This is a genomic window from Jeotgalibacillus sp. ET6, from assembly GCF_029667115.1.
In the GTDB taxonomy this organism is placed as follows: domain Bacteria; phylum Bacillota; class Bacilli; order Bacillales; family Jeotgalibacillaceae; genus Jeotgalibacillus.
The window spans coordinates 1-23,352 of sequence record NZ_JARUIU010000012.1 but is presented as its reverse complement, the minus strand read 5'-3'; the positions used below and the strand labels follow the sequence as shown (position 1 = coordinate 23,352).

At 42.0% G+C, this 23,352-nt stretch carries 20 protein-coding genes; 14 read left to right on the top strand and 6 right to left on the bottom strand.

The features are described 5' to 3' along the window. The first annotated feature begins 3 nt into the window (after positions 1-3). The 5 genes from cysI to P6709_RS18215 all read left to right on the top strand — a co-directional run bounded on the left by cysI (position 4) and on the right by P6709_RS18215 (position 8,556). Positions 4-1,719 carry an assimilatory sulfite reductase (NADPH) hemoprotein subunit gene (gene cysI, locus P6709_RS18235; RefSeq protein WP_278242358.1) on the top strand — a complete coding sequence of 572 codons (1,716 nt, stop codon included), beginning with the start codon at positions 4-6 and terminating at the stop codon, positions 1,717-1,719. A 21-nt stretch (positions 1,720-1,740) separates the two neighbouring features. Then, the gene (locus P6709_RS18230) at positions 1,741-2,955 is read left to right on the top strand and encodes a threonine synthase (RefSeq protein ID WP_278242357.1); all 1,215 of its coding nucleotides are present in this window, start codon (positions 1,741-1,743) and stop codon (positions 2,953-2,955) included. Between the two features lie 635 nt (positions 2,956-3,590). Next, positions 3,591-5,585, top strand: coding sequence for an acyltransferase family protein (locus P6709_RS18225; protein WP_278242356.1), 1,995 nt, complete (start codon positions 3,591-3,593; stop codon positions 5,583-5,585). A 565-nt stretch (positions 5,586-6,150) separates the two neighbouring features. Continuing rightward, complete coding sequence (locus tag P6709_RS18220; protein ID WP_278242355.1) at positions 6,151-7,704, top strand: BCCT family transporter; 1,554 nt, start codon at positions 6,151-6,153, stop codon at positions 7,702-7,704. Between the two features lie 45 nt (positions 7,705-7,749). Then, positions 7,750-8,556 carry an EcsC family protein gene (locus tag P6709_RS18215; protein ID WP_278242408.1) on the top strand — a complete coding sequence of 269 codons (807 nt, stop codon included), beginning with the start codon at positions 7,750-7,752 and terminating at the stop codon, positions 8,554-8,556. 70 nt (positions 8,557-8,626) lie between these two features. Here the strand turns inward: P6709_RS18215 and P6709_RS18210 are convergent, their stop codons facing one another. After that, positions 8,627-8,788: a hypothetical protein gene (locus P6709_RS18210; protein WP_278242354.1), complete on the bottom strand. Its 162-nt coding sequence runs from the start codon at positions 8,786-8,788 to the stop codon at positions 8,627-8,629. Positions 8,789-9,182: 394 nt separating this feature from the next. Next, entirely contained in the window at positions 9,183-9,485 is a 303-nt protein-coding gene (locus tag P6709_RS18205) for a TIGR04104 family putative zinc finger protein (RefSeq protein WP_278242353.1), read from the bottom strand. Positions 9,486-9,612: 127 nt separating this feature from the next. Here P6709_RS18205 and P6709_RS18200 point away from each other — a divergent pair, with 127 nt between their 5' ends. From P6709_RS18200 to P6709_RS18180, 5 genes are all read left to right on the top strand, one after another. After that, positions 9,613-9,984 carry a VOC family protein gene (locus tag P6709_RS18200; protein ID WP_278242352.1) on the top strand — a complete coding sequence of 124 codons (372 nt, stop codon included), beginning with the start codon at positions 9,613-9,615 and terminating at the stop codon, positions 9,982-9,984. A 134-nt stretch (positions 9,985-10,118) separates the two neighbouring features. After that, complete coding sequence (locus P6709_RS18195; RefSeq protein WP_278242351.1) at positions 10,119-10,247, top strand: YjcZ family sporulation protein; 129 nt, start codon at positions 10,119-10,121, stop codon at positions 10,245-10,247. Positions 10,248-10,369: 122 nt separating this feature from the next. Beyond that, entirely contained in the window at positions 10,370-10,615 is a 246-nt protein-coding gene (locus P6709_RS18190; protein ID WP_278242350.1) for a stage VI sporulation protein F, read from the top strand. Positions 10,616-10,798: 183 nt separating this feature from the next. Beyond that, entirely contained in the window at positions 10,799-11,644 is an 846-nt protein-coding gene (locus tag P6709_RS18185; RefSeq protein ID WP_278242349.1) for a DUF2268 domain-containing protein, read from the top strand. A gap of 77 nt (positions 11,645-11,721) precedes the next feature. Then, positions 11,722-12,810 (top strand): NAD(P)/FAD-dependent oxidoreductase, encoded by a 1,089-nt coding sequence (locus P6709_RS18180; protein ID WP_278242348.1) that lies wholly within the window; start codon positions 11,722-11,724, stop codon positions 12,808-12,810. 21 nt (positions 12,811-12,831) lie between these two features. Here P6709_RS18180 and P6709_RS18175 read toward each other — a convergent pair whose 3' ends face one another. Then, positions 12,832-13,509 carry a YetF domain-containing protein gene (locus P6709_RS18175; protein ID WP_278242347.1) on the bottom strand — a complete coding sequence of 226 codons (678 nt, stop codon included), beginning with the start codon at positions 13,507-13,509 and terminating at the stop codon, positions 12,832-12,834. A 282-nt stretch (positions 13,510-13,791) separates the two neighbouring features. On the opposite strand from P6709_RS18175, the gene P6709_RS18170 reads away from it, so the two are divergent. The 4 genes from P6709_RS18170 (at position 13,792) to P6709_RS18155 (ending at position 20,741) form a co-directional block, all read left to right on the top strand. After that, a complete protein-coding gene (locus P6709_RS18170; RefSeq protein WP_278242346.1) occupies positions 13,792-17,016 on the top strand; it encodes a M14 family metallopeptidase in 3,225 nt (1,074 codons plus the stop codon). A 246-nt stretch (positions 17,017-17,262) separates the two neighbouring features. Continuing rightward, positions 17,263-18,699 carry a 4-hydroxyphenylacetate 3-monooxygenase, oxygenase component gene (gene hpaB, locus P6709_RS18165; protein WP_278242345.1) on the top strand — a complete coding sequence of 479 codons (1,437 nt, stop codon included), beginning with the start codon at positions 17,263-17,265 and terminating at the stop codon, positions 18,697-18,699. A gap of 130 nt (positions 18,700-18,829) precedes the next feature. Beyond that, entirely contained in the window at positions 18,830-19,297 is a 468-nt protein-coding gene (locus tag P6709_RS18160) for a hypothetical protein (RefSeq protein WP_278242344.1), read from the top strand. 373 nt (positions 19,298-19,670) lie between these two features. Continuing rightward, positions 19,671-20,741, top strand: a complete 1,071-nt coding sequence (locus P6709_RS18155) for a C45 family autoproteolytic acyltransferase/hydolase (protein WP_278242343.1) — start codon at positions 19,671-19,673, stop codon at positions 20,739-20,741. 211 nt (positions 20,742-20,952) lie between these two features. Here P6709_RS18155 and P6709_RS18150 read toward each other — a convergent pair whose 3' ends face one another. The 3 genes from P6709_RS18150 to P6709_RS18140 form a co-directional block, all read right to left on the bottom strand. Then, complete coding sequence (locus P6709_RS18150) at positions 20,953-21,924, bottom strand: NAD(P)/FAD-dependent oxidoreductase (RefSeq protein WP_278242342.1); 972 nt, start codon at positions 21,922-21,924, stop codon at positions 20,953-20,955. Positions 21,925-21,981: 57 nt separating this feature from the next. After that, positions 21,982-22,671, bottom strand: coding sequence for a P-II family nitrogen regulator (locus P6709_RS18145; RefSeq protein ID WP_278242341.1), 690 nt, complete (start codon positions 22,669-22,671; stop codon positions 21,982-21,984). Continuing rightward, positions 22,668-23,352, bottom strand: a 685-nt coding sequence (locus P6709_RS18140; RefSeq protein ID WP_278242340.1) for a DUF1538 domain-containing protein, incomplete at its 5' end; no start/stop codon positions are given. The genes P6709_RS18145 and P6709_RS18140, both read right to left, overlap by 4 nt.

Sequence of the window (23,352 nt, the reverse complement as noted above, 5' to 3'; positions counted from 1 at the left end):
AAGATGACAAAAAAAGAACAACTGCACCCAGGCGGACCGCCAAGTGAAATGGAAGTAATCAAAGAGAGAAGCCGGTTTCTCCGTGGAACAATTGCAGAAAGCTTTGAAGAAAGACTAACCGCTTCTATCCCGGATGATGATGGCAAGCTGTTAAAGTTCCACGGCAGTTACATGCAGGATGACCGGGATATTCGCAATGAACGGAAAAAGCAGAAATTAGAGCCTGCATATCAATTTATGATCCGTGTGCGCCTGCCAGGCGGGGTAGCGACACCGGACCAATGGCTGACAATGGACCGTATAGCGAATACACATGGCAATGGCACGCTGAAATTAACGACCAGGCAAACCTTTCAATTACATGGAATATTGAAATGGAATATGAAAAAAACGATTCAGGAAATGGATAAAGCCCTCATGGATACTATTGCAGCATGCGGCGATGTAAACCGGAATGTGATGAGCACGGCGAATCCGTACCAATCAGATGTCCATGCAGAGGTGTATGAAGTCTCTAAGAGCATTAGTGAGCATCTTCTGCCGAAAACAAGAGCCTATCATGAAATCTGGCTTGACGAAGAAAAGGTTATTGAAAGCAGTAAAACAGAGGAATCAGAGCCAATGTACGGGCCTTTGTATCTTCCAAGAAAATTCAAAATCGGCGTGGCAATCCCGCCTTCAAATGATGTTGATATTTATTCCCAGGACCTGGGGTTTATTGCCATTATAGAAGATGGCAAGCTTCAGGGGTTTAATGTGACTGCAGGCGGAGGAATGGGAATGACACACGGCGATACAGCCACGTATCCACAACTTGCCCGCGTTATCGGTTTTTGTCCGGTAGACAAGGTACCCGAAATTGCTGAGAAAATTATTACCATACAGCGCGATTACGGAAATCGATCGGAGCGGAAAAACGCACGATTCAAGTACACCATTGACAGACATGGTGTCCCTTGGCTGCAGCAGGAATTAAATGCCCGTTTGGGATGGAACCTGGAAGAAGCACGTCCGTTTCATTTTGATCATAATGGAGACCGGTATGGATGGCTTGAAAATGATGGGAAGTGGCATTTGACCTTGTTTATTGAAAACGGGCGAGTGAAAGATACCGAGACGTACCCATTAATGACGGGACTTCGTGAGATCGCCCGTATTCATAAAGGAGATTTTCGTTTAACTCCAAGTCAAAATCTGATCATTTCAAATGTATCCTCACGAAACAAGAAAAAGATTGACGAACTTGTAAAGCAGTATGGGCTGACTGACGGCCGGGAAAATTCTGCCCTGCGAAGAAATTCAATCGCCTGCGTTGCCCTGCCGACTTGCGGGCTGGCGATGGCCGAAGCAGAACGGTATCTTCCGGTGCTGATCAATAAAATAGAAGACATCTTAGATGAAAACGGGCTTAGGGAAGAAGAAATTGTCATTCGCATGTCAGGCTGCCCGAATAGCTGTTCCCGCCCTGCTCTGGGAGAAATTGCGTTTATAGGAAAAGCGCCAGGCAAGTACAATATGTACCTGGGCGCCGGTTTTGCAGGTGACAGGCTGAACAAAATGTATAAAGAGAATATCGGGGAAGAAGAAATACTAGCAACGTTAAAGCCTATTTTCTCTCATTATGCAAAAGAACGTCTGGAAAATGAGCATTTTGGAGATTTTGTCGTTCGCACAGGCTATGTTGAAGCGGTAACTTCAGGTCTGAATTTTCACAGCTAATTCCTGAATGGAGTGTCAGTGTTGAAATACAGTTATGTAACTCATTTGATTTGCGCCAAATGCAAAAGTGAATACAGTATTAAAGAAAAGTATCAGCTCTGTACATGTGGTTCACCCCTTTTAGTGGAGTACGATTGGGAGGCTCTGAAAAAAGTGCTGCATCCTGAGGATTTGGCTGCACGCGAATCTACATTATGGAGATACCATGAAATGCTGCCCGTTGAGCGATCGGAAAATGTGGTGTCGCAGGGAGAGGGAATGACGCCTCTGCTTGCGATGCCGTCACTTGGACGACATATGAACATAAAGCAGCTGTACATGAAGGATGAAGGACTGATTCCAACTGGCACATTTAAAGCGAGGGGAGCTGCTGTAGGCGTTTCAAAGGCAAAGGAACTCGGTGTGGAGGAATTTGCGATGCCGACCAATGGAAATGCAGGAGCAGCCTGGGCTCTCTATGGAGCGAAAGCGGGTATTACAGCTACTATCGTCATGCCGCAGGATGCTCCCAAAATTACCCGAAATGAAACAGCTATGTCAGGTGCCAATCTTTATTTAGTAAATGGATTAATCAGTGACGCCGGAAAAATAGTAAAGGAAGCTGTGGAGATATTTAATCTATATGATGCCTCAACTTTAAAAGAGCCTTATCGCATTGAAGGAAAGAAAACGATGGGGCTTGAAATAGCTGAACAAATGGGTTGGACGATGCCTGACGTGATTTTATATCCTACAGGAGGCGGCGTCGGTCTCATCGGTATTTATAAAGCATTAAAGGAATTAAAAAAATTGGGGTGGGTTTCTGGCAAACTGCCTCGTTTAGTAGCCGTTCAATCAAGCGGCTGTGCTCCGATTGTAAAGGCATGGGAAGAAAAAAAGACTGAATCTCAGTTTTGGGAAAAATCTGACACCATCGCATTTGGCATAAATGTGCCCAAAGCAATCGGAGACTTTTTAGTTCTTGATGCAATCTATGGTACAAATGGTTGTGCTGTAGCGATCGACGATGACGTGATGCTTAGTGAACAGCAGAACCTTGCAAGAATGGAAGGATCGTTTATTTGTCCGGAAGGAGCAGCGGTATTTGCGGCAATCCGAAAGCTGCGCCAGGAGGACTGGATCAAAGAGAATGAGACAGTAGTCGCTTTAAACACCGGAGCGGGTATCAAGTATCCCGATACTGTTGAGGTGGATGTGGAGGTATTGGAAAAGGACAGTTCACTTAAGCGCATATAAACATTAAGAAAAGTTAGGATATAACTGGAAAAACCTTTAAGATGCTGCAGTAGTTACCATACGTATGTGGCAAATACAGCGGAAAACGGCGGTTTCAGCAGGATATGAGAGAAGCTTTAGACTTTATAGAACAAATAGAAGAGAAATGCTTTACATCTTTCCTGCAGAAAGCGTCCGCTCAAAGGTTAGTGAACCGGTCGAAAAGGATGGGACAAATCTCAAAAAAGTTTTAAAAAAGAGGATGTATTTATTAATAGTAATAGGTGCGCGGAGCGGAAGGTGGCGACTCCTGCAGGATATGACGGTTGCTTGAGACCCCGAAAGGCAGAGCCTGAGGGGGCTCAGCGCCGTCCCTGCGGAAAGCGTCCGCCTGAAGAATAATGAACCGGTCATAGAGCTTGAGACACTTTTGTCCCAAGCTCTTTTTTGTATTTGTGGTAATTTAATACAAGTGTTTTTTTAAAGTATAAAAAGTGTATTATAAGATGTATTGAGTGCGTTAATTGCCTCTTAACAAGGGTGCTAAGGCTATAGTCTCACTTATGATTGTTGCATTGAATTATCTTAAACGCTTGCGTTAAACTTGTATAAGTTATTTTAGAAATAGGTACCTATTTGAAATGGAGTTGTGTAAGGTGAATGATTTACGATCGCCGGAAAAGAAGTTTCGGCCGGAATTAGAAGGTGTTAGAGCTGTTGCGGCATTGCTGGTCGCAATTTATCATATTTGGTTAGGCTCTGTTTCAGGCGGAGTGGATGTATTTTTTATTGTTTCAGGCTATTTAATTACGACTTCGCTTCTTTCGAGAATGATGAGGGAGGGGAAAATAAATATAGGTGAATACCTTCTGGGGCTTGGCCGCAGATTATTTCCGATCGCATTCACAGTCCTTTTAGTAACGACTGCAGCTTCTATATTCATTTTGCCTCAGGTGCGTTGGGTTCAGACGATTCCAGAAATATTTTCATCCGTATTTTATTATCAAAATTGGCAGCTTGCAAATAGTGCAGTCGATTATCTTGCTCAAAATAATGCTGCAAGTCCTTTTCAGCATTTTTGGGCATTATCGATTCAAGGGCAGTTTTATATAACATGGCCCCTTATCATTATTGGGGTTTATTTTATTGCCAGGAAAGTGTTAAAAACACCAGTGAGAAAGACTTTACTAGCCATTCTTACTCTTCTGTTTACAGCTTCTCTTACTTATTCCATCTATATTACTGCAGAAAATCAGCCATGGGCTTATTTTGACACATTTGCCAGGGCATGGGAATTTAGTTTAGGCGGAATGCTTGCCTTGCTGATTCCGTATCTGAAGTTTAAACCTTCGATTAGCTTTTTTCTCGGGTGGCTGGGTCTCGCGATCATTACCCTGACAGGAATTCTTTTACCTGTATCAACGGTTTTTCCAGGCTACGCTGCTCTCTTGCCGACTGGCGGGGTTATACTGGTTATTATTGCTGCTGAAACTGGAAGTAAATTTGGTGTAGAAAAACTTCTCGGTTCAAAGCCGTTTATGTACTTTGGAAGTATATCGTATGGATTTTACTTATGGCACTGGCCGCTGCTGGTTTTCTATTATGCTTATTTCGGTAGAGAGACTGTAACAAATACAGCTGGTTTTATGATTTTACTAAGCACATTTATGCTGTCCATTCTATCGATTAGACTTCTTGAGGCTCCAGTTAGGAAAATTAATATTAAACAATCTAAGGGGAGATTGTCCGCAATTTTGGCGGCCTTTATGCTGCCCGTAATTATAGCGGGTTTATCGTGGAGCTTGTATGTCAATTATTCTCAGGCTGGTATGGCTGAAGAGCTTCCGGCAGAGGACTATCCCGGAGCAAGAATGATATCTGACAATGTCCCGGCAAACCCGGACTTGGCACCCCTCCCGGAAGCAGTAAATGCAAAAGGTGATCTTGCCTCTTTTTACTATGATGAAGGGTGTTATACTGCCAGAGATGATGACGCAGTGTCAAAATGTTCTTATGGAGAAACAGAAGATCCGGAATATATTGTAGCTCTTGTTGGAGGGAGTCATTCAGGACATTGGTTTCCTCCTTTAGAAAAAATTGCGCAGAACCTTAATCTTCAGCTTGATGTTTATAATAAAGATGCGTGCAGGTTTTCACAGGACGATTTTGATGGGTTTTTGTCTGAATCCTGTATGGAGTGGAATGCACAAGTAATGAAGCCGCTCCTCGAAGATCCACCCGACATGCTGATCACCACAGCAAACATTAACAAAGAATCCACTATTCCTCAGGGCTATATAGAGAGGTGGAAACAGTTTGAAGGTGTGTCCAAGGTCTTTGCGATTCGTGATAATCCAAGAATGGTGGAAGATCCACCTTTATGTATTGAAGAAACACCCGAAAAGTGTTCTATTACTAGAGCAGAGGCATTGTCTGACACATTGCCATGGGAGAATACAGAAGATATACCAAACAATGTGGTATTTGCTGATCTATCAGACTATTTTTGTGATGATGAAGAATGTTCTCCAGTTATTGGGAATGTTTTAGTGTACCGGGATCATCACCACTTGACTGCTACCTATGCTGAGACAATGGCACCAGCACTTGAAGTTCACATAGAAAAAGCTCTCGAGCAATTGGATGATTGATCACAAGATAAAGATGAGTAGTATTGAAATTTTTATGTACACTTATATGCTGCTGAGGCTGGGACAAAACTCAAAAGTATTTTAAGAATGAAGAAGTATTTATCAATAGTAAGAGGAGAGCGGAGCGGAAGGTGGCTACTCCTGCAGGATTTGACGGCAAGCTGAGACTACCCAGGGCAAGGGCCTGGAGAGGCTCAAGCCCCCGTCCCTGCGGAAGCGTCCGCCTGAAGAGCAGCGAACCGGTCAAAGAGCTTGAGACACTTTTGTCCCAAGCTCTTTGAATATTCACCTCTCTTCAGCCGAGGGATAGCGAGATTTCTGTTTTATCATTTTAGCTGTAAAAGCCGTTTTTTATAGTTGGGCTATTACTATCTTTATTTTTCAATTTTTCTTCAGGTGTGTAACCTCATGCTTTTAATTGATACTTAACATATGTTGGAATGGTCTAAGACAGCCAGCACGATATCCTGTTTCCCTCCAAATTTAAACAATTAGAATTTTTCCGTTTTCTACCTATCTCAAAGGGTATAGGAAAAAGCACCTATAATTAGAAAAGGGGGAGACGATGAATAAAGATAGATGGATTGATTATAAAATTTTTGTACCGTCATTATTGATTATTATTGGGATCAGTATTCCATTCGCTTTGTATGAATCAGCCTCCCTGGATGTTCTTAATGAAATATTTAATTACATTGTCGAGGTGTTCAGTTGGGGCTATCTTTGGTATGGTGTCATTTTAGTTGCAGCAGGCTTGTATTTATCTTTTTCAAAATACGGTAAGGTGGTTCTGGGAGATCCGGCAGAAAAGCCGAGATTTACTTTATTTGAGTACGCCTCCATTTTGATTGCAATGGGTGTTGGTTCAACCATTATGCGTACAGGCATGCTGCAGTGGACTTCTGTTGCAAATGATCCTCCTGCCGGCGTAGATCCGGGATCTGCAGAAGCTATTTTATGGGGAAATGCCTATAGTATGTTTTTATGGGGATTTCAGGTTTTTGCCATCTTTGTTTTGATCGCACCTGCGATGGGATATATTTTGCATGTTAAAAAGCGTCCATTAATGCGTATTTCAGAGGCGTGCCGTGTTCTGCTCGGAGACAGGCTGACTGATGGCTGGGCAGGAAAGACGCTTGACGTCCTATTTCTAGTCAGCATTTTAATGGGGGCAGCCGTTACATTAGGTCTCGGCGCACCGATTGTCACATATAATCTTTCTTCGCTTTTTGGAATTGAGGTTACGTTTGGGCTGACTCTTGTTGTCACCCTTATCTGGGTCGCATTGTTTTCACTCAGCGCTTATTTAGGGATCGAAAAAGGCATTAAACGATTAAGCACTTTTAATATGTATTTAGCTGGATTATTTGCTTTATTCATTATCGTTTTGGGTCCTGGTGTCTTCATTTTAAATTATTTTACAGACAGCGTATCCTTTCTATTATCAAATTACTTATCTATATCACTAAATACAGACTCTGTCTATCAGGGACAGGCTTCCCATATTCAAAGCAATACCGTATTCTGGTTTGCCTACAGTGCAACATGGGCCATGCTTCACAGTGTGTTTGCGGCGAAAATTTCAAAAGGACGGACGATCAAGGAGATGATTCTTACGTATTTCCTTGCTCCAACTATGATCTCCTGGGTCGCTACAGGTGTCCTTGGCGGTTTAGGTGTTCATCGGTATTTGACAGGAGATGTTTCTGTACTTGATCTGGTTGAAAATGAAGAAAGAATGTCCGCCATTCCTATGATTTTATCGACACTTCCTTTTGGGGAAATTTTCATAGGAGTGTTCATTATCGTAGCGCTTATCTTTCTCACCACCACACTTGATTCAACTACCTATACGGTTGCTGCTTACACAAGCACTAGTGATATGAGCAAAAATGAACCTCCGAGAATTCTGAGAATCGTAGTTGCAGGAGTTATTACCTTGATCAGCCTAATCCTTATGCGAGTTGGCGGACTGGCTCCACTTGAAGTCATTTCAGGATTAATGGGCTTGCCGATTATTGTCGTTCAATTTGTTCTGATCTATGCAGCGAAAAAAATGATTGATGAGGATCTTGCCTGGAAATATAATATTAGAAAAAATAATGAAACTTCATCGTAAGGACTGCCGTATGTAAAGTATTACGCAGGACAGGCGGTGGCGCATATAGAATCTCGAACGATCCTGGAACAGGAATTAAAAGTGATTGAGAAATGGGAAAAAGATCAGGGGAAAGTCTGGTTTTGGGAAAGACTGAGCAGGCTTCCATTTGCTTTTTTGGATAAAATAACTCCTGCTTTTATTCAAAAAAAAATCGCCAATCTTCTTGATGAGATGGGCAGCTTTATTCAAAACGGCGGCCGCTATTTAACGAAGGAAAAGAATGTCTTTCATTTAATTGAAATGAAAACGGGCGAACCTATCGCTGGATATGATGATATACAAGATCTTCCCATACTTCTTATGAAGGAGATGGCTGGAGAGCTGGGGGAACAGAGAAAGAGAACAGCTTCCATTCAGGGTGCAGCGACAGGGGTCGGTGGAGTGTTTACGCTGGTGCTTGATATACCGGCGGTCCTGGCAATAAGCTTGAAAACACTTCAGGAGATCGCGATCTTTCACGGATATAATCCAAAGGATAAAAAAGAGCGTGTCTTTATGCTGAAATGCCTGCAATTCACAGCAGCCGATGTCGTTGGAAAGCAGGCAATCCTAAGGGAGCTGGCTGATTACGACAATAGAAGCAATCCTTCAAAGGAAGTAATGTCACAGCTTCAGGGCTGGAGGGAAGTGACACTGACATTTACAGAGCAATTTGGCTGGAAGAAACTTTTTCAGCTGGTCCCAGTAGCCGGTATTTTGTTTGGCGCCTTTGCCAATCGTTCGATGGTGGGGGATCTTGTGGAAACGGCAACGATGCTCTATCAGAAAAGAAGGATTTCAGATCGCCTTGCCCGGTCTACAATAAAGTGAGTCAGCAAAAAGCCTGTGACAATTTTTGTCCCAGGCTTTTTGTTCCGCTTATTTAAGTTAAGGAATACATTCAATCCTGAGTGTTTTTTGATGGAGATATACTTTTTTTATGATATTGGGTGGCCAGGCATCCCCCAAATAGCTCTACTACTTTAATGAGAGAGACTGTTTGGTCTGTCAGGTTTGTTTTGATCGTTTTCGCTTTTTGGATGATATATTCTTGTTCCGTCATTGGCAATTCTCCCTTTTAATATCTTTTTTCGGGTCTATTCTTTATTCATACGCATTAAATAAGGAAAATATGCACAAAAAGAGAGAGACTGGGACAAAACTGAAAAAGTTTAAAAAACGAGGTAGTATTTATAAATAGTAATAGGGGAACGGAGCGGAAGGTGGCGACTCCAGCGGGATATGACGGTTGCTTGAGCCTTTACAGGGCAACGCCCTGGAAAGGCTCAGCGCCGTCCCTGCGTAAAGCGTCCACCTGAAGCGCAGTGAACCGGACAACGCGGGGGAGACACTTTTGTCCAGTAGTTTTCTAATCCATCAGACTTATCGCTTTAAGTCAGGAGAGTATCTGCGGATTTCGATCGTATGAAATAAGGAATAGATTTGGGTGGACCACCTTACCACAGTGGTTCAATTTTCCCGGATAGACGGATGGTGAATGGAAGGATCATAAGGGTAATGATAAAAAGAATTAAAGCAAGCACCAGAACACTTGGAAAAGAGAAATCAAAAAGGGTGCTTGTAAAGATTATGATAAATGGCAGCACGCCTGAGAGAAGTGCTGACCTTTTTCTTGCTTGTGAGTTGGCATATTGAGTGACGCCACAGTGAGGACAGGACAATCCCCTGTTAAAATTAAAGGAGAGCTTCAAACATTCTGTCCATGTCCACTTCTTGCTGCAGTTGCTGCATTCCGGCACGCCGATCACCTCCTGTTAACGTTTCTATTCCCTGCATACTCATAAATAATCGTATATTAAGCGGCTTTCAGAAGGATCCATTATAATAAGAAATAACATGATGATAAAAAGAAAGGACTGTTGAAAAATGTATGAAGGAATACACCATGTATCGCTGCTTGTAAAGGACATCGAGCGATCTAAAGAATTTTACGGAGAGGTTTTGGGTTTTACAGAAAGCTCAGAACGTCCGGCGTTTGATTTCCCGGGAGCCTGGTATCAGGTCGGCGCCACGCAAATTCATTTAATTGTTCATGAGGATGGAAAAACGCTGAGAGGGACAACGGAAATTGACTCGCGTGATGGCCATTTTGCTATTCGGGTCAGCAATATTGAAGAATTTCTCAAACGAATGAACGAAAAAGGTGTGGCTCTGCTCGATAAACGGACGAATAAAACGGAGTGGCATCAGGTGTTCATCGCGGATCCTGATGGAAATATAATCGAATTTAACCGATAAGAGCGGTCCCTGGTTTGCTGATGTTACAGAATTTAAAATTGTTTTGTGTGATATACCTATACATTTTACCTCCAGCTACATACTTTATAGAGAGTGATTAAAACCCTCAAATTTCATGTTGGAGGTGAATATATATGTACGGATACGGCGGCTATGGCGGCGGTTGGGGCGGTGGCTGTGGCGGAGGCTACGGCAGCGGATTTGCTTTGATTGTAGTACTGTTTATTCTGCTTATTATCATTGGTGCTACTCTTTACTGCTAAAAATAAATTAGACCAGTTCTCTGGTCTTTTTTTAATTCAATCGGGATACAGGCTTATACCATCCTTTTTCTTTTTTCATATCCTATACAGAAACCTATGACAAAAAACAGGGATGTGGAAATATGTTTGATCGTATCGAGAAAAAAACCGGTGTAAAGATGGATGATATTTTGAAGCTCGCCAAATCGTTAAAGGATGCTGATTTTAAAGATGAGAAAACAGTAAGATCAATTATCAGCAAGGTATCTTCAATGGCAAAAAAACCTGTGACAAAAGAAAAAGAAGACATGCTGGTTCAAACAATTTTAAGCGGAAAAGTTCCGAAAGACCTCACCCAGCTTGGAGAAATGCTGAAGAAAAAGAAGTAGTATGCTTAGACAGCTTTATGTATTTGTGAGAGATAAAAAAGATTGCCTTCACGAAAGAAAGTGATTCGTGAGGACAGTCTATTTTTTTGTTGCTTTAAAAGATGTATGCAGACTTTACAACTCACCAAGTAGGCTTCTTTGAATAAAGTAAATGAGTAGACGGAAAATTAAAAGGAGATAACGATGCCGATTATTGATACAAAAGTCTGGATAAGGACATTCATAGAAGAGTGTCAAAAAAATAACAGAAAACGATCAGCTACTCTGCAAATGGAAGCCATTGGCGGACCATTGAAATCTTTTTTTCCTCATATCCCTACAAAAAACTTAATGAATATTCTATTGAAGCAAGGGCTGTTTGAAGCAGAAGAATGGCAAGACATTTCAATGATTGAAAAAAGAGAAGTTCAGTGTGATCTGTGGAAAATAGCCCAAAAAGAACTCTCACTATTAGTCAAAAGATGGGATGGGCCTGATTGTCCTGTGATAATTCTTCCAATTAGCAGGAAAAAAAGAAAAACGGATGAACAGCCCTTTGAAAAAAACGGTTTAGCATTCAAAGAAGGGATGTTTCTATTCTTATCGTCCGAGCTTTCATCCGGCAGCTTAAAGGCTATTTTTGCCCATGAATATAATCACGTCTGCCGTTTGAACCGCCTAAATATACCAAGTGAAAAAATGAACTTAAAAGAATCACTGATTATTGAAGGACTCGGAGAATACGCGGTTAAGCAGATGGCAGGGGAGCAGTTCTTAGCGCCATGGACCGGTTTATATACACTGAAAGAAAGGATGAAGATATGGAAAAAAGTTTTTGTGCCTGAGTTACTGAGTAAGGGAACAGATCAGCATCAAAAATTCTTATATGGAACAAGCAGTAAAATGCTGCCTAGATGGATTGGATATCATATTGGCTTTCATATTGTCTCCTCCTATGTTCAAAAAAAAGGAGCAACGTCGATGAAGCAATTGTTGTCCATATCAGCAGATGAATTTATTTCCCAATCAGCATTTAAACTGGATGATTAACTTTTCATTCAACTTAGAATGGAACTCTCTCTTTTGATACAAACTAAATACAAAGTAAGAATTGAGGAGAGATTTATGTGAAAATAGCGATTATCGGGGCGGGATTATCCGGTCTCGCCTGTGCGCTAACTCTTGAAAAACACGGGTTTAAGGCAGACATATTTGAAAAAAAAGGAATGGCTGGAGATCGTTTTGTTTATGCTGAAGCCATTTATTCCATGTTTCATTCTCCTTTCGATGATGCGGTTCGATATCTTTCAGAAGAACACGCTATAGACTTAAAACCCGCAAGTAACATTCAGAAAACATGGATCTGGACAGAAAATGAGTGCTCCTCCATAGAAGGCAGCTTAGGTTTCATTAATATACGGGGAAAGCATGCATTGTCATTTGAGAAGCAATTGGCAGATCAGCTGCAAGGTGAAATTCAGATCCATCAAAATGTCAGCCATAGTGAATTATCAAGATCGTATACTCATATTGTTTTAGCAACGGGTGACGCAGCAGACACAGAAAAATTACAGCCTTATCACAGAGCTTTATCTGTTCGTTTTATCGGTGCTGTCGTTAAAGGCAAGTTTGATGCAACAGTCGTTCACACATTTTTTAACAATCTCTATGCACCAAAGGGAATGGGGTATTTGCTGCCGCATTCCGAACAGGAAGCATCGCTTATATTGGTGTATCCTCAGTATCCGGAAAATGAGATGCTGAAAAAGGAAGATCTGTGGGAAAGATTTTTTCTTGAATGCTGCAGGAAACTCAATCAGAAGCTTTCAATCATCAGCACGTTTGAACTCGAGGATTACCAGATTGGCAAAACAGTAACTCCAAGGATCGGCAACACATTTTTCGTAGGAAATTGTTTTGGGTCAATCATGCCATTCTTTGGTTTTGGACAATTTGAATCAATGCTGACCGGTATATACGCAGCCCATGATATTGCAGGAAAAGGAAGGTATGAAGATCTTGTCCGTCCGCTGTATAAGAGCTACCACGATTCACTTACATTAAGGAGGGGTATTGAACAGCTCAATAATAAACAGCTTGATTTTCTGGCTGCATCCATCCGCCAGCCTCTGATTAAGAGACTTTTATTAAGTAAAAAGATAAGCGGCTTGAAAATTGCCAGCCGTTTGATCCATCCTTTTCAGAGAAAAGAATAAGCTTTGTTTAGCATGGTCTGATTATTTCGGCATTCCATCTTCTTTAAAATCTACATACAAAGTACCGTCGTTCTGCAGTCCTGCGTAGAAAACATCTGACAGTGATTTTACCCCTGAAATCTGCAGCTGCCCGTGAAGCCATGATTCAGAACGGTTCAACTTTTTTAAATTTTCATGATGGATTTTTCCGTCTGATAGTAATGTTGTGGTCATTGCGTTCTGATGCTGTGATTCAGAGGTTTTCAAAGGCGGTCTTTTTTTCAATACGGAAAGATTTCCGTTTGTTTCAAAAATGGCGTAGTCAACATCCGACAGGTTAAAAATGTCTTTGTCCCTTAAAAGAGCAAGCAGCGCGTCTAAATCAAGACGTGCTTTTTTTAATTCTTTTTCCATTATTTTTCCCTGCTTAATTAATATTTTTGGTTCACCGTCCAAAGCGTATCTGATTTTTGGACTTTGAATATCAAGCCATTCCAGCCCAATCGTAATCGCGCTCCAGCAAATAAGGCCAATTAGACCGTTCCGTAAAGGTACGTCCGGATTAATCGCAAGGTTCGCACCTATAGAACCAATAGCAATACCTGAGACGAAATTAAAAAAAGTCAGTTGAGAGATTTCCTGTCTTCCCATAAGCCTGGTCAAAATTAATAGCACGAAAAAGGAGAGCATGATTCTCAGAATTAATTCTAAAACGGACATAAGTAAAACTCCTCTCCCAATAAAGCACAGATAGGGATAGTATCTCTTTTTTACGTTCAAATATGTATGGAAGAAGGATACGGTCCAGCCGCAAATCCGGTTAAATTTTTTGTAAAATATAACTATTATCCCCCTGGATTTGAACTAATGATTGTATTTTTATTCAGTTATAAAGAACGGTTTTATGAAAAAATTCAAGGAGTTACTACGGATATCGAAATTTTCTGTTATATTACATACATAATTAAATGCTTATTTAATAGCGAAAGGCAGGAGAATTTGATGAAAAATTTGGTTTTACGCTCCGCAGCAGCGTTGATCGCTGTTATTCTTCTTTTTTCGACAGCTTTTGGAGAAAGTGGGACAACCAGTGTTCAAGCAAGTGAAGGAATAGCTTTGGATGTAAGCAGGTCTGTCTTTTCCATGACAGAGGCCAGAACAGTAGAGGTAAGAGCAGACTTTGGCAAAGAGGTAAATGCTGATCAATTAACCTTCCAATTTGGAGGAAAGGATCTTTCAGAATGGAAAAAATGGAGCGGAGGCACTGATTACAACGGGGAGCCCTTTATTAAAGTAGTCGAAGGACCCGAGTATACAGAAGGTTCAACTGAAATGACTGCAACAATTGAATTCGGTCTATTGTACGATCGTTCTGACTTGTCCAATCGTACCATACGTACACAGTATCAGCAGTTCATTGGTGACTATGAACTTGCTGTGATCAATTCAGAGAGTGGCGTAAAAGCAGCAACTGACGTTTCACTTAATGTATACGATGAATTTTTATTCTATGATGAACTAAAACCTGAAATCGATGAAATTTTCGAAGAAGCAAAAAGCAGCCAAAGCAACGACCGGTACCTGGAGTATCAAAAGCTTGGTGAGTCAGTAGAGGGCAGAGATCTTCATTTTGTCATTTTAGCAAGAGATGAAAAAGCAGTAGATACATATTTAAACGAAACGCTCCCTGAGGCACTTGATGATCCTGAGAGTTTGCTTGAAAAACTCGAAAATGGAGAAATGGAAGATTACCAGGTTCCAATCTGGTTTAATAATATTCACCCGGATGAAGTGGAAGGTGTGGATGCGCAGATTGAACTGCTGGAAAAATTCGCACTTGATGAAGAGGTTTCCTTTACGAATACAGATGAAGAAGGGAATGATATAGAAGAAACGATTCAAGTGGATGAAGTTCTTGATGATGCAATCTTTTTATATATGTTTACCAATAATCCCGATGGACGAGCAGCAAATACGCGGGCTAATGCTGAAGGTTTTGATTTGAATCGGGATAATACAAATCAAACACAGGTTGAAACGCAGCATGTGACAGAAGAGATTGCCAAATGGACGCCATTATCATTTATCGATATGCATGGGTATGTGGATGGCTTTTTGATCGAACCGGGCACACCGCCCCACAATCCGAATTTTGAGTATGATCTTCTCATAGGCAATATGCTGAACCAGGCTGATGCCATGGGACGTGCTGGTGTGGGGAATTCTGATTTAACCTCTTATTTTATTCCACAGCTGGAGTGGGAAGATGGCTGGGATGATATGACACCTGCCTATACAGCGATGTATGCAATGCTTCACGGTTCGATGGGTCATACCGTAGAAGTGCCGGCGTTGAGCCAGGATTCTTTTGATGCAATGGTAGGGGTTGGATTAGGTTCTGCACTTTTTGTAGCAGAAAATAAGGATGAGCTGTTTAAGGATCAATTGGAAATTTTCGAACGCGGTGTTAAAGGGCAGGATGATCGTTCAGTGGATGAATATTTAGTAAACGCAGAAGGAGAATCCATTGGACGAAACCGAAACGGCAACGACAATTTTTTCCCTGAGTATTATGTTATTCCCAACACTGAGGATGTGCAGAAAAATGTGCTCGAGGCACATAAAATGGCAGAATATCTTATTCGCAATGGGATACATGTAGAGGAGCTCACGACTAAAGCCAAACTTAATGGGACTTCGTATCCAAAAGGTACTTTTATTGTGCCGATGGATCAAGCAAAGCGGGGCTTGGCAAATGCAGTCCTCTATGAAGGCGACAACGTATCAGACTGGAATGCTATGTATGACCCGATTGTTGTAAACTTTCCAGATCTAAGAGGATTTGATGTAATTGAGGTTCGAGAAGAGAATGTCTTTAAAGACCGCACCAGGGAAGTGAAAGAGGTCACACTTCCGGATGGTGATGTAAAAGGAAATCCGCCTAAACAAATTGTGAAAAACAACACCAATGACACTGTTAAACTAGTGAATACACTTCTGCGTGAAGGAAAAAAAGTAGAAGTAGTCCTGGAAAGCAAGGGCAAAGCTTCTAAAGGAGATTACGTGATTCAATCAAGGGATCTTCATAAATACGCTGATGATTACTATTTTGAAGCAGCTTCAGTAGGGAACGGGAAGAGCTTGAAAACCACCGCTTTATCCCAGGCAAAAGTGGCCGCAACAGGGTCAGCACAATTAAATTTCTCGCTTAGACAGCTGGGATTTGAGCTTGTAGATGCGGAAAAAGCTGATGTCATTGTCAGTGACAGCGGCTCATTTACAGAAGAAACAGTTGAAGGAAAAGCGTTTATAGGAATTGGTGTCTCAGCTTTAAACGCAGTGCGCAACAGCGGTGTATTGCCAGGGTTTAACTTTTCTTATACCCGCTCGAATCATGAAGGATTAGTCAAGGCTGATGTGACAGACCACTTAATAACGTCAGGATATGAGAAAGAAGACTACCTATATATCGCTACTGGCTCATGGATCACAACTGTGCCTGAAAAAGCAGAAGTGCTTGCACGTTTTGGAGATGAAGATGACTTTTATGTATCCGGATGGTGGCCCGGAAATGAGGGGGCAAAAGGTCAAACAATGGCCTTTACTCACGAGACAGAAAGCACAGACTTCACTCTTTTTGCTAATGAGCTGGCCTTTAGAGGGCATACGCAATACAGCTACAGATTGCTTGCCAATAGTATCTTCGACTCTGTTAGTGACGAAACAAAGACCAAAAAACCAGGGAAGCCTAAACATCCTGGAAAAGGAAAAAAACATCATGAAACTGTAGGAAAAGATAAAATGAACGAAAAAGTAAGTCAAGGAAAAACCAATATGCAGGTTGAGCAAAATGCATTCGCACAAGCGATTCAATCAAAGGAACAACTTAACCATGTCGTGCTTGAATCAGATTGGAATGGAGAAGGCGGCTCACTTGAAGTTGCTATCCCATCAAAAGCCGTTGCACAGCTGAAAAAGGCTCATAAGGAGGCAAGTATTGAACTAAGAACAGGCAAGTCAGTTTATCTGATTCCGCTGGAAGACATTAATCTGAAAAAAGCATCAAGTCTTGGTGATGATTTCACGATTTCCATTACCGTAACGGAACAGGATGAAACATATCCTGAAAGAGAAGGAGAAGATAGTAAACAAAATGTAAGTCTGATTTCAATTAAAGCAGTATCGCAAGACAAATCGAAAGATCTTTTAGATATTAAATCTTTCTAACGTGGTTAATGTTTGAATGAATGGCTCAAGGCAGTTCGATGGTGAGGGAGCGGTCCCTGAAGCGTCCACCTTAAGCGAAGTGAATCGGTCAGAGAGTCTGAGACAATTTTGTCCCAGGCTCTCTTTTTAATTCTCATACATTAATTTTCAACGCTTATGAATAGTTCATGTGAATAAAAATATGGTAATAAGACAGCGGGGTGGAGTTATTTGTAAGCAGGCACCATTTGTAAAGGGGGAAAGCTTGTGGGCGCCATAACAGGAGCTGAATATATAAATCGAATCAATCGATTGCAAAGTGAGGTTTGGATTAATGGCAGCCGGGTGAAAGGGGATATTTCAAAACATCCTGCCTTTAAAGGGGTTATGAAAAGCCAGGCAGCACTTTATGATTTGCAGCATAAGAAATCAATAAAAGAGATGATGACATTTCGTTCACCACAGACAGGCAAGCAGGTAGGTGCTTCGTTTTTATTGCCTGTATCTAAAGAAGATCTGCTTCAGCGAAGGTTGATGTTTCAGGAATGGGCGAGGACGCATGCAGGCATGATGGGAAGAAGTCCGGATTATATGAATACCGTGCTGGTGTCTCTTGTGGCATCTTCTTATCTGCTTGAGGAAAGGGAAAATTGCTATCCTGAGAATATTCTTTCAATTTTTGAGCAGGCCAGGGAAAACGACTGGTCTTTTACACATACCTTTATCGACCCGCAAGTGAACCGTGCACCCTATCAGTATTTAGAAATGCCCGATCAGATTATAGCAGCAAAAATCGTGGATCGCACAGATGAGGGGATCATCATTCATGGCGCAAAGCTGCTGGCAACGCAGGGGGGAATAACAGATGAAATTATTGTGTATTCTCCAGCAGGCATGCTGGATTCAAATTATTCTTACTCTTTCTCCATTCCAAGCAATACAAAAGGCATAAAATTTATTTGCCGGCAGCCTTTTTGCCATACGGAATCCACCTTTGATTCTCCTCTGGGCTCCCGCTTTGAAGAAAGCGATGCAATGGTTATTTTTGATCGCGTACTCGTCCCTTGGAACAGGATTTTTCATTTTAAAAATATTGAAGCGACAGACGTTCTTTCCAAAAAAGGCGCATATGCTCAGCTTGCTCTTCATCAGGTAGCTTCAAGACAGGTCGTCAAGGTTGAATTTATTTTAGGAGTCGCACAGCTGATGGTCGACAGCATACAGATTGGCGACTTTTTACATGTTCGTGAAAAGGTTTCTGAAATTATTGTTGCGCTTGAGACCATGAAAGCTCTGCTGCAGGCTTCTGAAACGGGTGCTTCTATGGACCATGGATTTATGCTTCCTGATGTCAATCCGCTTTATACAGCCATTAATACATTTCCACGCATATACCCCCGGCTGACTGAGATTCTTCAGCTGCTTGGAGCAAGCGGTATGGTCGCAATTCCGACAGAAGCCGATTTTCAGTCGGAAATCCGTGGAGATCTGGATCAATATCTGCAGTCTAAAACCAGGGATGCATTCAGCCGTGTAAAACTTTTCAGGCTTGCCTGGGATACATGCATGAGTGAATTCGGGTCCAGGCAAACCTTATATGAGCGTTTTTTCTTTGGGGATCCTGCTCGTCTATCGAGCACATTGTATCAGATCTATGACCGCACCCCTTATAAAAAGCGGGTAGAGGATATGTTTTTGAAATAACCTCTAAGTCATACTTTTGGGGATAAAAGGAATGAATGAAAAAATATGAAAGAGTGGACGTGTGAATTTTTATAAATGAGGGTATTTAAAAAGAACACGATGTTAAGTCAATGTGTACTGGAGGGATCATATGAGTCATCATCCAATGGTAATGTCAGCAAAGCGAATGATTCAGGAAGTATTTGAAGGACCGGCTGACCCGCATGATGGGGGCAGTTACTTTGTTAATTCAGAGCCTGATTCCGGCATTTTTGGTCTCCTTGAAACCATGTCAGCCGAAAAAGCATCCCTTACCATTAATGGAACCACTCTTGCAGCGCATGCCGATCATGTCCGTTATTACGTATGGGGAACAAATGAGATCTTAAACAGCAATGAAAATCCTGAAATGAATTGGGAAGAAAGCTGGAAGATTGAACATGTATCTGATGATCAGTGGAAAAGGATACAGCAGGAGCTTCGCACAGAATACGAAAAATTACTTGAAGGCGTGGATCGAATGAAATCCATTGATATCCACACAAACGAGGTTTTAGGTTCCTTGGCTCACACTGCCTATCATCTTGGTGCTATGAAGCAAATGGTGAAGATGCTTTAGCGTTTTTTGGGGACATGACCTCAATGGTTCCATGTCCATGAATGAGGCTGGGACAGAACTCAAACAAGTTTAAAAAATGAGGAACTATTTATTAGTAGTTGTAGGTGAGCGGAGCGGAGGGTGGCCACTTCTGCAGGATATGACGGCAAGCTGATACCCCGCAAGGCGAAGCCTTTAGGAGGGCTCAGCGCCGTCCCTGCGGAAAGCGTCCGCCTGAAGCGAAGTGAACCGGTCGTAGAGCTTGAGACACTTTTGTCCCAAGCTCTTTTTTTATTTAATCCTGCTTTATAGTTAAGCACATATTCTTTACCTGTCCCACAATTTCCCTTAAACTGTCTACTATAATGAAACAGATAAAAGAGGGTTGAAAACAATGAAAACAGTACATAGTGATATTTTGCAGTACCGCGGTACACATTATGATTTTGGCTTCTTTCAGGGGAGGCTGCTGCGGGATTCCCTGACAGTTGAGAACAGGGAAAAACAGTGGAAAGTTCGCAAGCCCAGATTTGAAGTGGAAGAAGGGGAAGTGAAAGAAGCGATTAGGAGATTCACCCCCGGATTATGGGAAGAGTTACTTGGAATACGAGACGCCCTGGACTGGCCAATGGACCGTGTCATGATGGAGTTTGGCGGCTACAGAGTTGATTATAACCGTTCAGGCTGTTCAATTATGACCGGGGATGGCTACATGATTAGGAACTATGACTATATGCCAAAAACCTACGAGGGGCGCTTTATATTTTATCAGCCCACCGATAGCGGCTATGCCATAGCAGGTCCTTCTCAGCGGATTACAGGACGGATGGATGGAATGAATGAGCACGGTCTTTCCATCGGATATAATTTTATGAACCGGAAACGGCCGGGAGATGGTTTTATCTGCTGCACAATTGGGCGTATGATTCTTGAATCATGTTCAAACGTTGATGAAGCTGTACAGATGCTGAAAGAAATTCCTCACCGCCATTCGTTCAGCTACACAGTATTCGATAAAACCAATCAGTCCTTTGTGATCGAAACATCCCCGAGAGGAGTAGAGGTCAGACATTCAGATGTATGTACAAACCATTTTGAAATTATGAAGAAAGAAAATCGCTATCATCTTGTAGATTCAATCAAAAGGATGGAGGCAATCCGTTCCCAGCGCAATGAAGTGACGACCCCATACGGAGCCTTCCGACTTATGAATGATACGGATAAAGGTGTATTTTCTAAGCTTTACAGGGATTGGGCAGGTACCATTCACACCTCCGGCTATTTGCCGCGTGAAATGAAAATCTGGTTTGCACTTGGAGGAGACCAGGAGCCGAGTGAATTTAACTTTGGAGAATGGCTGAATGGGGAAGACATTTTGATTGAAAAAATTACAGGTGACATTGATACAGATATTCCATTTGTTCATATCGACAAAGGGGCTTATTGGTCAGTAAAAATAGAATAGGAAGGAAAGGGCAGGGACACGACTGAAAAAGTTTAGAAAAAGGGATGCACCACCTACCCCCAGTATGAGATGAGCGAAGAGGAAGGCGGCGACTCCCTACAGGCAGAGCCATTACAGGGCAACTCCCTAATAAGGCTCTGCCTGCGAAAAGCGTCAGTCTGAAGCGAAGTGAACCGGTCAGAGAGCTTGAGACACTTTTGTCCCAGGCTCTTTAAATGTTGTTAGACAAGTCTGATGCCACTGCTTCTCCTGCACGGATACCCGAGAGGATGGCACTTTCAATCCGTGTTCTGCCGCTCGAATCATTTTCTGTGAGAAAACTGTCGCCTGCTAAATAAACCGGCTGTGGGCCAAGTCGCATATAAGGGTACCTAAACACATCATTAGCTTCAGAATAGCGCCAGCGTTTAAGCTGGGAACTATCAATCTGACCGGTAACAGAAGAGGGAAGCGTCGAAATCAGTTTCTCAAGAACCAATTCATCATTTAAATGAAAATGGCTGTCACTCCAATCACCAGACATATAGACTGAAAGGATGGGAGCAGCAGAAATCCCCTTTTGATCATTTGCCACAATTTTATCCACTCCATCAGGCAGATCCTTCGATTGTATCCCTGATCTTCCAATCTGGATGGGTGTCTTCATCGAGAGAAGGCCTGTAAAACATGATTTAAAGCTTATGGACTTCAGCAGCCTTTCATTCTCTTCGTTAAGCAACTGAGGTGATTTTTGCAACAGCTCTAATGACTGGGGAACAGGGGCTGTAAGAATCACAGCATCACCTTCATAGTGTTCCCCTTTTTCCGTATGAACTGTTACACCAATGGGACCTGAAGAAATATTTACTGCGCGCTCATTGAGTTCAATTGAAAGAGAGGAGGAAAGTTTTTTTATAAACGGATTCATTCCTTCCACCCCTATGTATCTGGGGAAGTCATCGCCGAACCATTTTTTAATCCAGTGTTTTTCAAGCCAATCCTCAGTCATTTTCTGAAGTTCTTCTGAGCGGACGGTAAAAAACTGGGCACCGTGGTCCGCTCGGCCCTCACCAATTCTTCTGGTAGCCATCCTTCCGCCGGCGCTTCTTCCTTTTTCAATCATAATCGTATTGTGACCAAGTTTATCCAATGTTTTGGCAGCGAATAGTCCGCTTAGACCTGCTCCTATAATGACTACTCTCACACTAATTGCAACTCCCTTCCATTTCCTTTTATTACTTCTACTGAACGCTCGTCAGCTTCAATCAGATTGATCCATAGAGCTGTGGTTGATGCCGAAAACTTTTTCAACGTCCACAAGAAAACAAATTCCTTTTCCTGCCTGGTCCAGATTGATTTCCTCGTTAATCTCCTCAATCACCTGATCCGTAATGGCAGAAGGTACAATCGTTAAAATAACATCCTTCTCAGGATCAATAGAAAACTTCATAAAGGTCTGGCGTTCATTCACTCCAGTGCCCCGGCCAGTTAGGACGGTACCACCCTCTGCTCCTGCGCGTGCAGAGGCCTTGATAACCGATTCTGACTCTCCCGAATTAACAATCGTGATAATCAATTGGTACTGTTTACTTTCATCTTTCACACGAAATGCTCCTTCCTGATTGGCGCGATCCTGAAGATGGGGAACCCCAAGTAATTTTGATAAATGAATCACAAACCCTATTGTGCCATTTCCCTTTTTTTCAAGGTTGATCGCATCAATCCCTGCACGTATAATTTGATCTTCCAGATTTCCATCATAAGCTGCAAGCACGATGTCTTTTTTATGATCAAGCTTCACACCCAAAAAGCTGTCTTTTTCGTTTTTCCCTTTACCATAGCCATATAAAACGGTGGCTCCATCAAGACCGGCTTTTTTAGCCTTGCGAATAAAAGATCGGGAGCTGCCCCGTTTTAAAACAGCTACAAATAATTTGTGGTTTAAATTCATGCCTTATTCCCGCCTTTCCTCATATAAATTTGACCGAGGATCAAAACTGAGATAATTGGGGCAAGTGCGACCAGCGCAATTAAACCAAAGCCATCAAGAAGAGGATCTCTTCCATCTGTTACCTCTGCTACCCCCACAGCCATTGAGGTAATAAAGGTAACTGTCATAGGACCTGTTGCCACACCACCTGAGTCAAATGCAATTGCCACAAATGTTTTTCTTGAAATGAAGATTAATCCAATTGCGATAATATATCCAGGCAAAATCAGCCACCACAATGAAAATCCGTACAAAATTCGTGCCATTGACAGCGCGATGGATACCCCAACCCCAATTGAAATCGTGTAAAGCATCACGTTTTCTGAAATGGAGCCTCCCGTTACTTTATCTACTTCTTCGTTCATAATTCTTACCGCAGGCTCTGCAAAAGTGGCAACAAAACCGAGTATAAAGCCGATAGGAATCAAAAGCCAAGTAGAGGACCTGTCACCAAGTGTCTCACCCATCATTTCTCCAACAGGCATAAATCCCACATGAACACCCTGCAGGAAAAATGATAGACCAAAAAATGTGAGGACAAATCCATAAAGAATTCGAATAATCCGTTCTTTAGTCAAATTTAATAAAGTGAACTGAAATAATACGAATATTAGCAGCAAAGGAACAAGTGCAAAGGCAACC

What these genes read in the sequence shown, in the direction of transcription:
- cysI (WP_278242358.1), top strand. Translation starts at nt 4, where the DNA reads ATGACAAAAAAAGAACAACTGCACCCAGGCGGACCGCCAAGTGAAATG.
- P6709_RS18220 (WP_278242355.1), top strand. Translation starts at nt 6,151, where the DNA reads ATGAATAAAGATAGATGGATTGATTATAAAATTTTTGTACCGTCATTA.
- P6709_RS18210 (WP_278242354.1), bottom strand. Translation starts at nt 8,788, where the DNA reads ATGACGGAACAAGAATATATCATCCAAAAAGCGAAAACGATCAAAACA.
- P6709_RS18200 (WP_278242352.1), top strand. Translation starts at nt 9,613, where the DNA reads ATGTATGAAGGAATACACCATGTATCGCTGCTTGTAAAGGACATCGAG.
- P6709_RS18195 (WP_278242351.1), top strand. Translation starts at nt 10,119, where the DNA reads ATGTACGGATACGGCGGCTATGGCGGCGGTTGGGGCGGTGGCTGTGGC.
- P6709_RS18190 (WP_278242350.1), top strand. Translation starts at nt 10,370, where the DNA reads ATGTTTGATCGTATCGAGAAAAAAACCGGTGTAAAGATGGATGATATT.
- P6709_RS18185 (WP_278242349.1), top strand. Translation starts at nt 10,799, where the DNA reads ATGCCGATTATTGATACAAAAGTCTGGATAAGGACATTCATAGAAGAG.
- P6709_RS18175 (WP_278242347.1), bottom strand. Translation starts at nt 13,509, where the DNA reads ATGTCCGTTTTAGAATTAATTCTGAGAATCATGCTCTCCTTTTTCGTG.
- P6709_RS18170 (WP_278242346.1), top strand. Translation starts at nt 13,792, where the DNA reads ATGAAAAATTTGGTTTTACGCTCCGCAGCAGCGTTGATCGCTGTTATT.
- P6709_RS18160 (WP_278242344.1), top strand. Translation starts at nt 18,830, where the DNA reads ATGAGTCATCATCCAATGGTAATGTCAGCAAAGCGAATGATTCAGGAA.
- P6709_RS18155 (WP_278242343.1), top strand. Translation starts at nt 19,671, where the DNA reads ATGAAAACAGTACATAGTGATATTTTGCAGTACCGCGGTACACATTAT.
- P6709_RS18145 (WP_278242341.1), bottom strand. Translation starts at nt 22,671, where the DNA reads ATGAATTTAAACCACAAATTATTTGTAGCTGTTTTAAAACGGGGCAGC.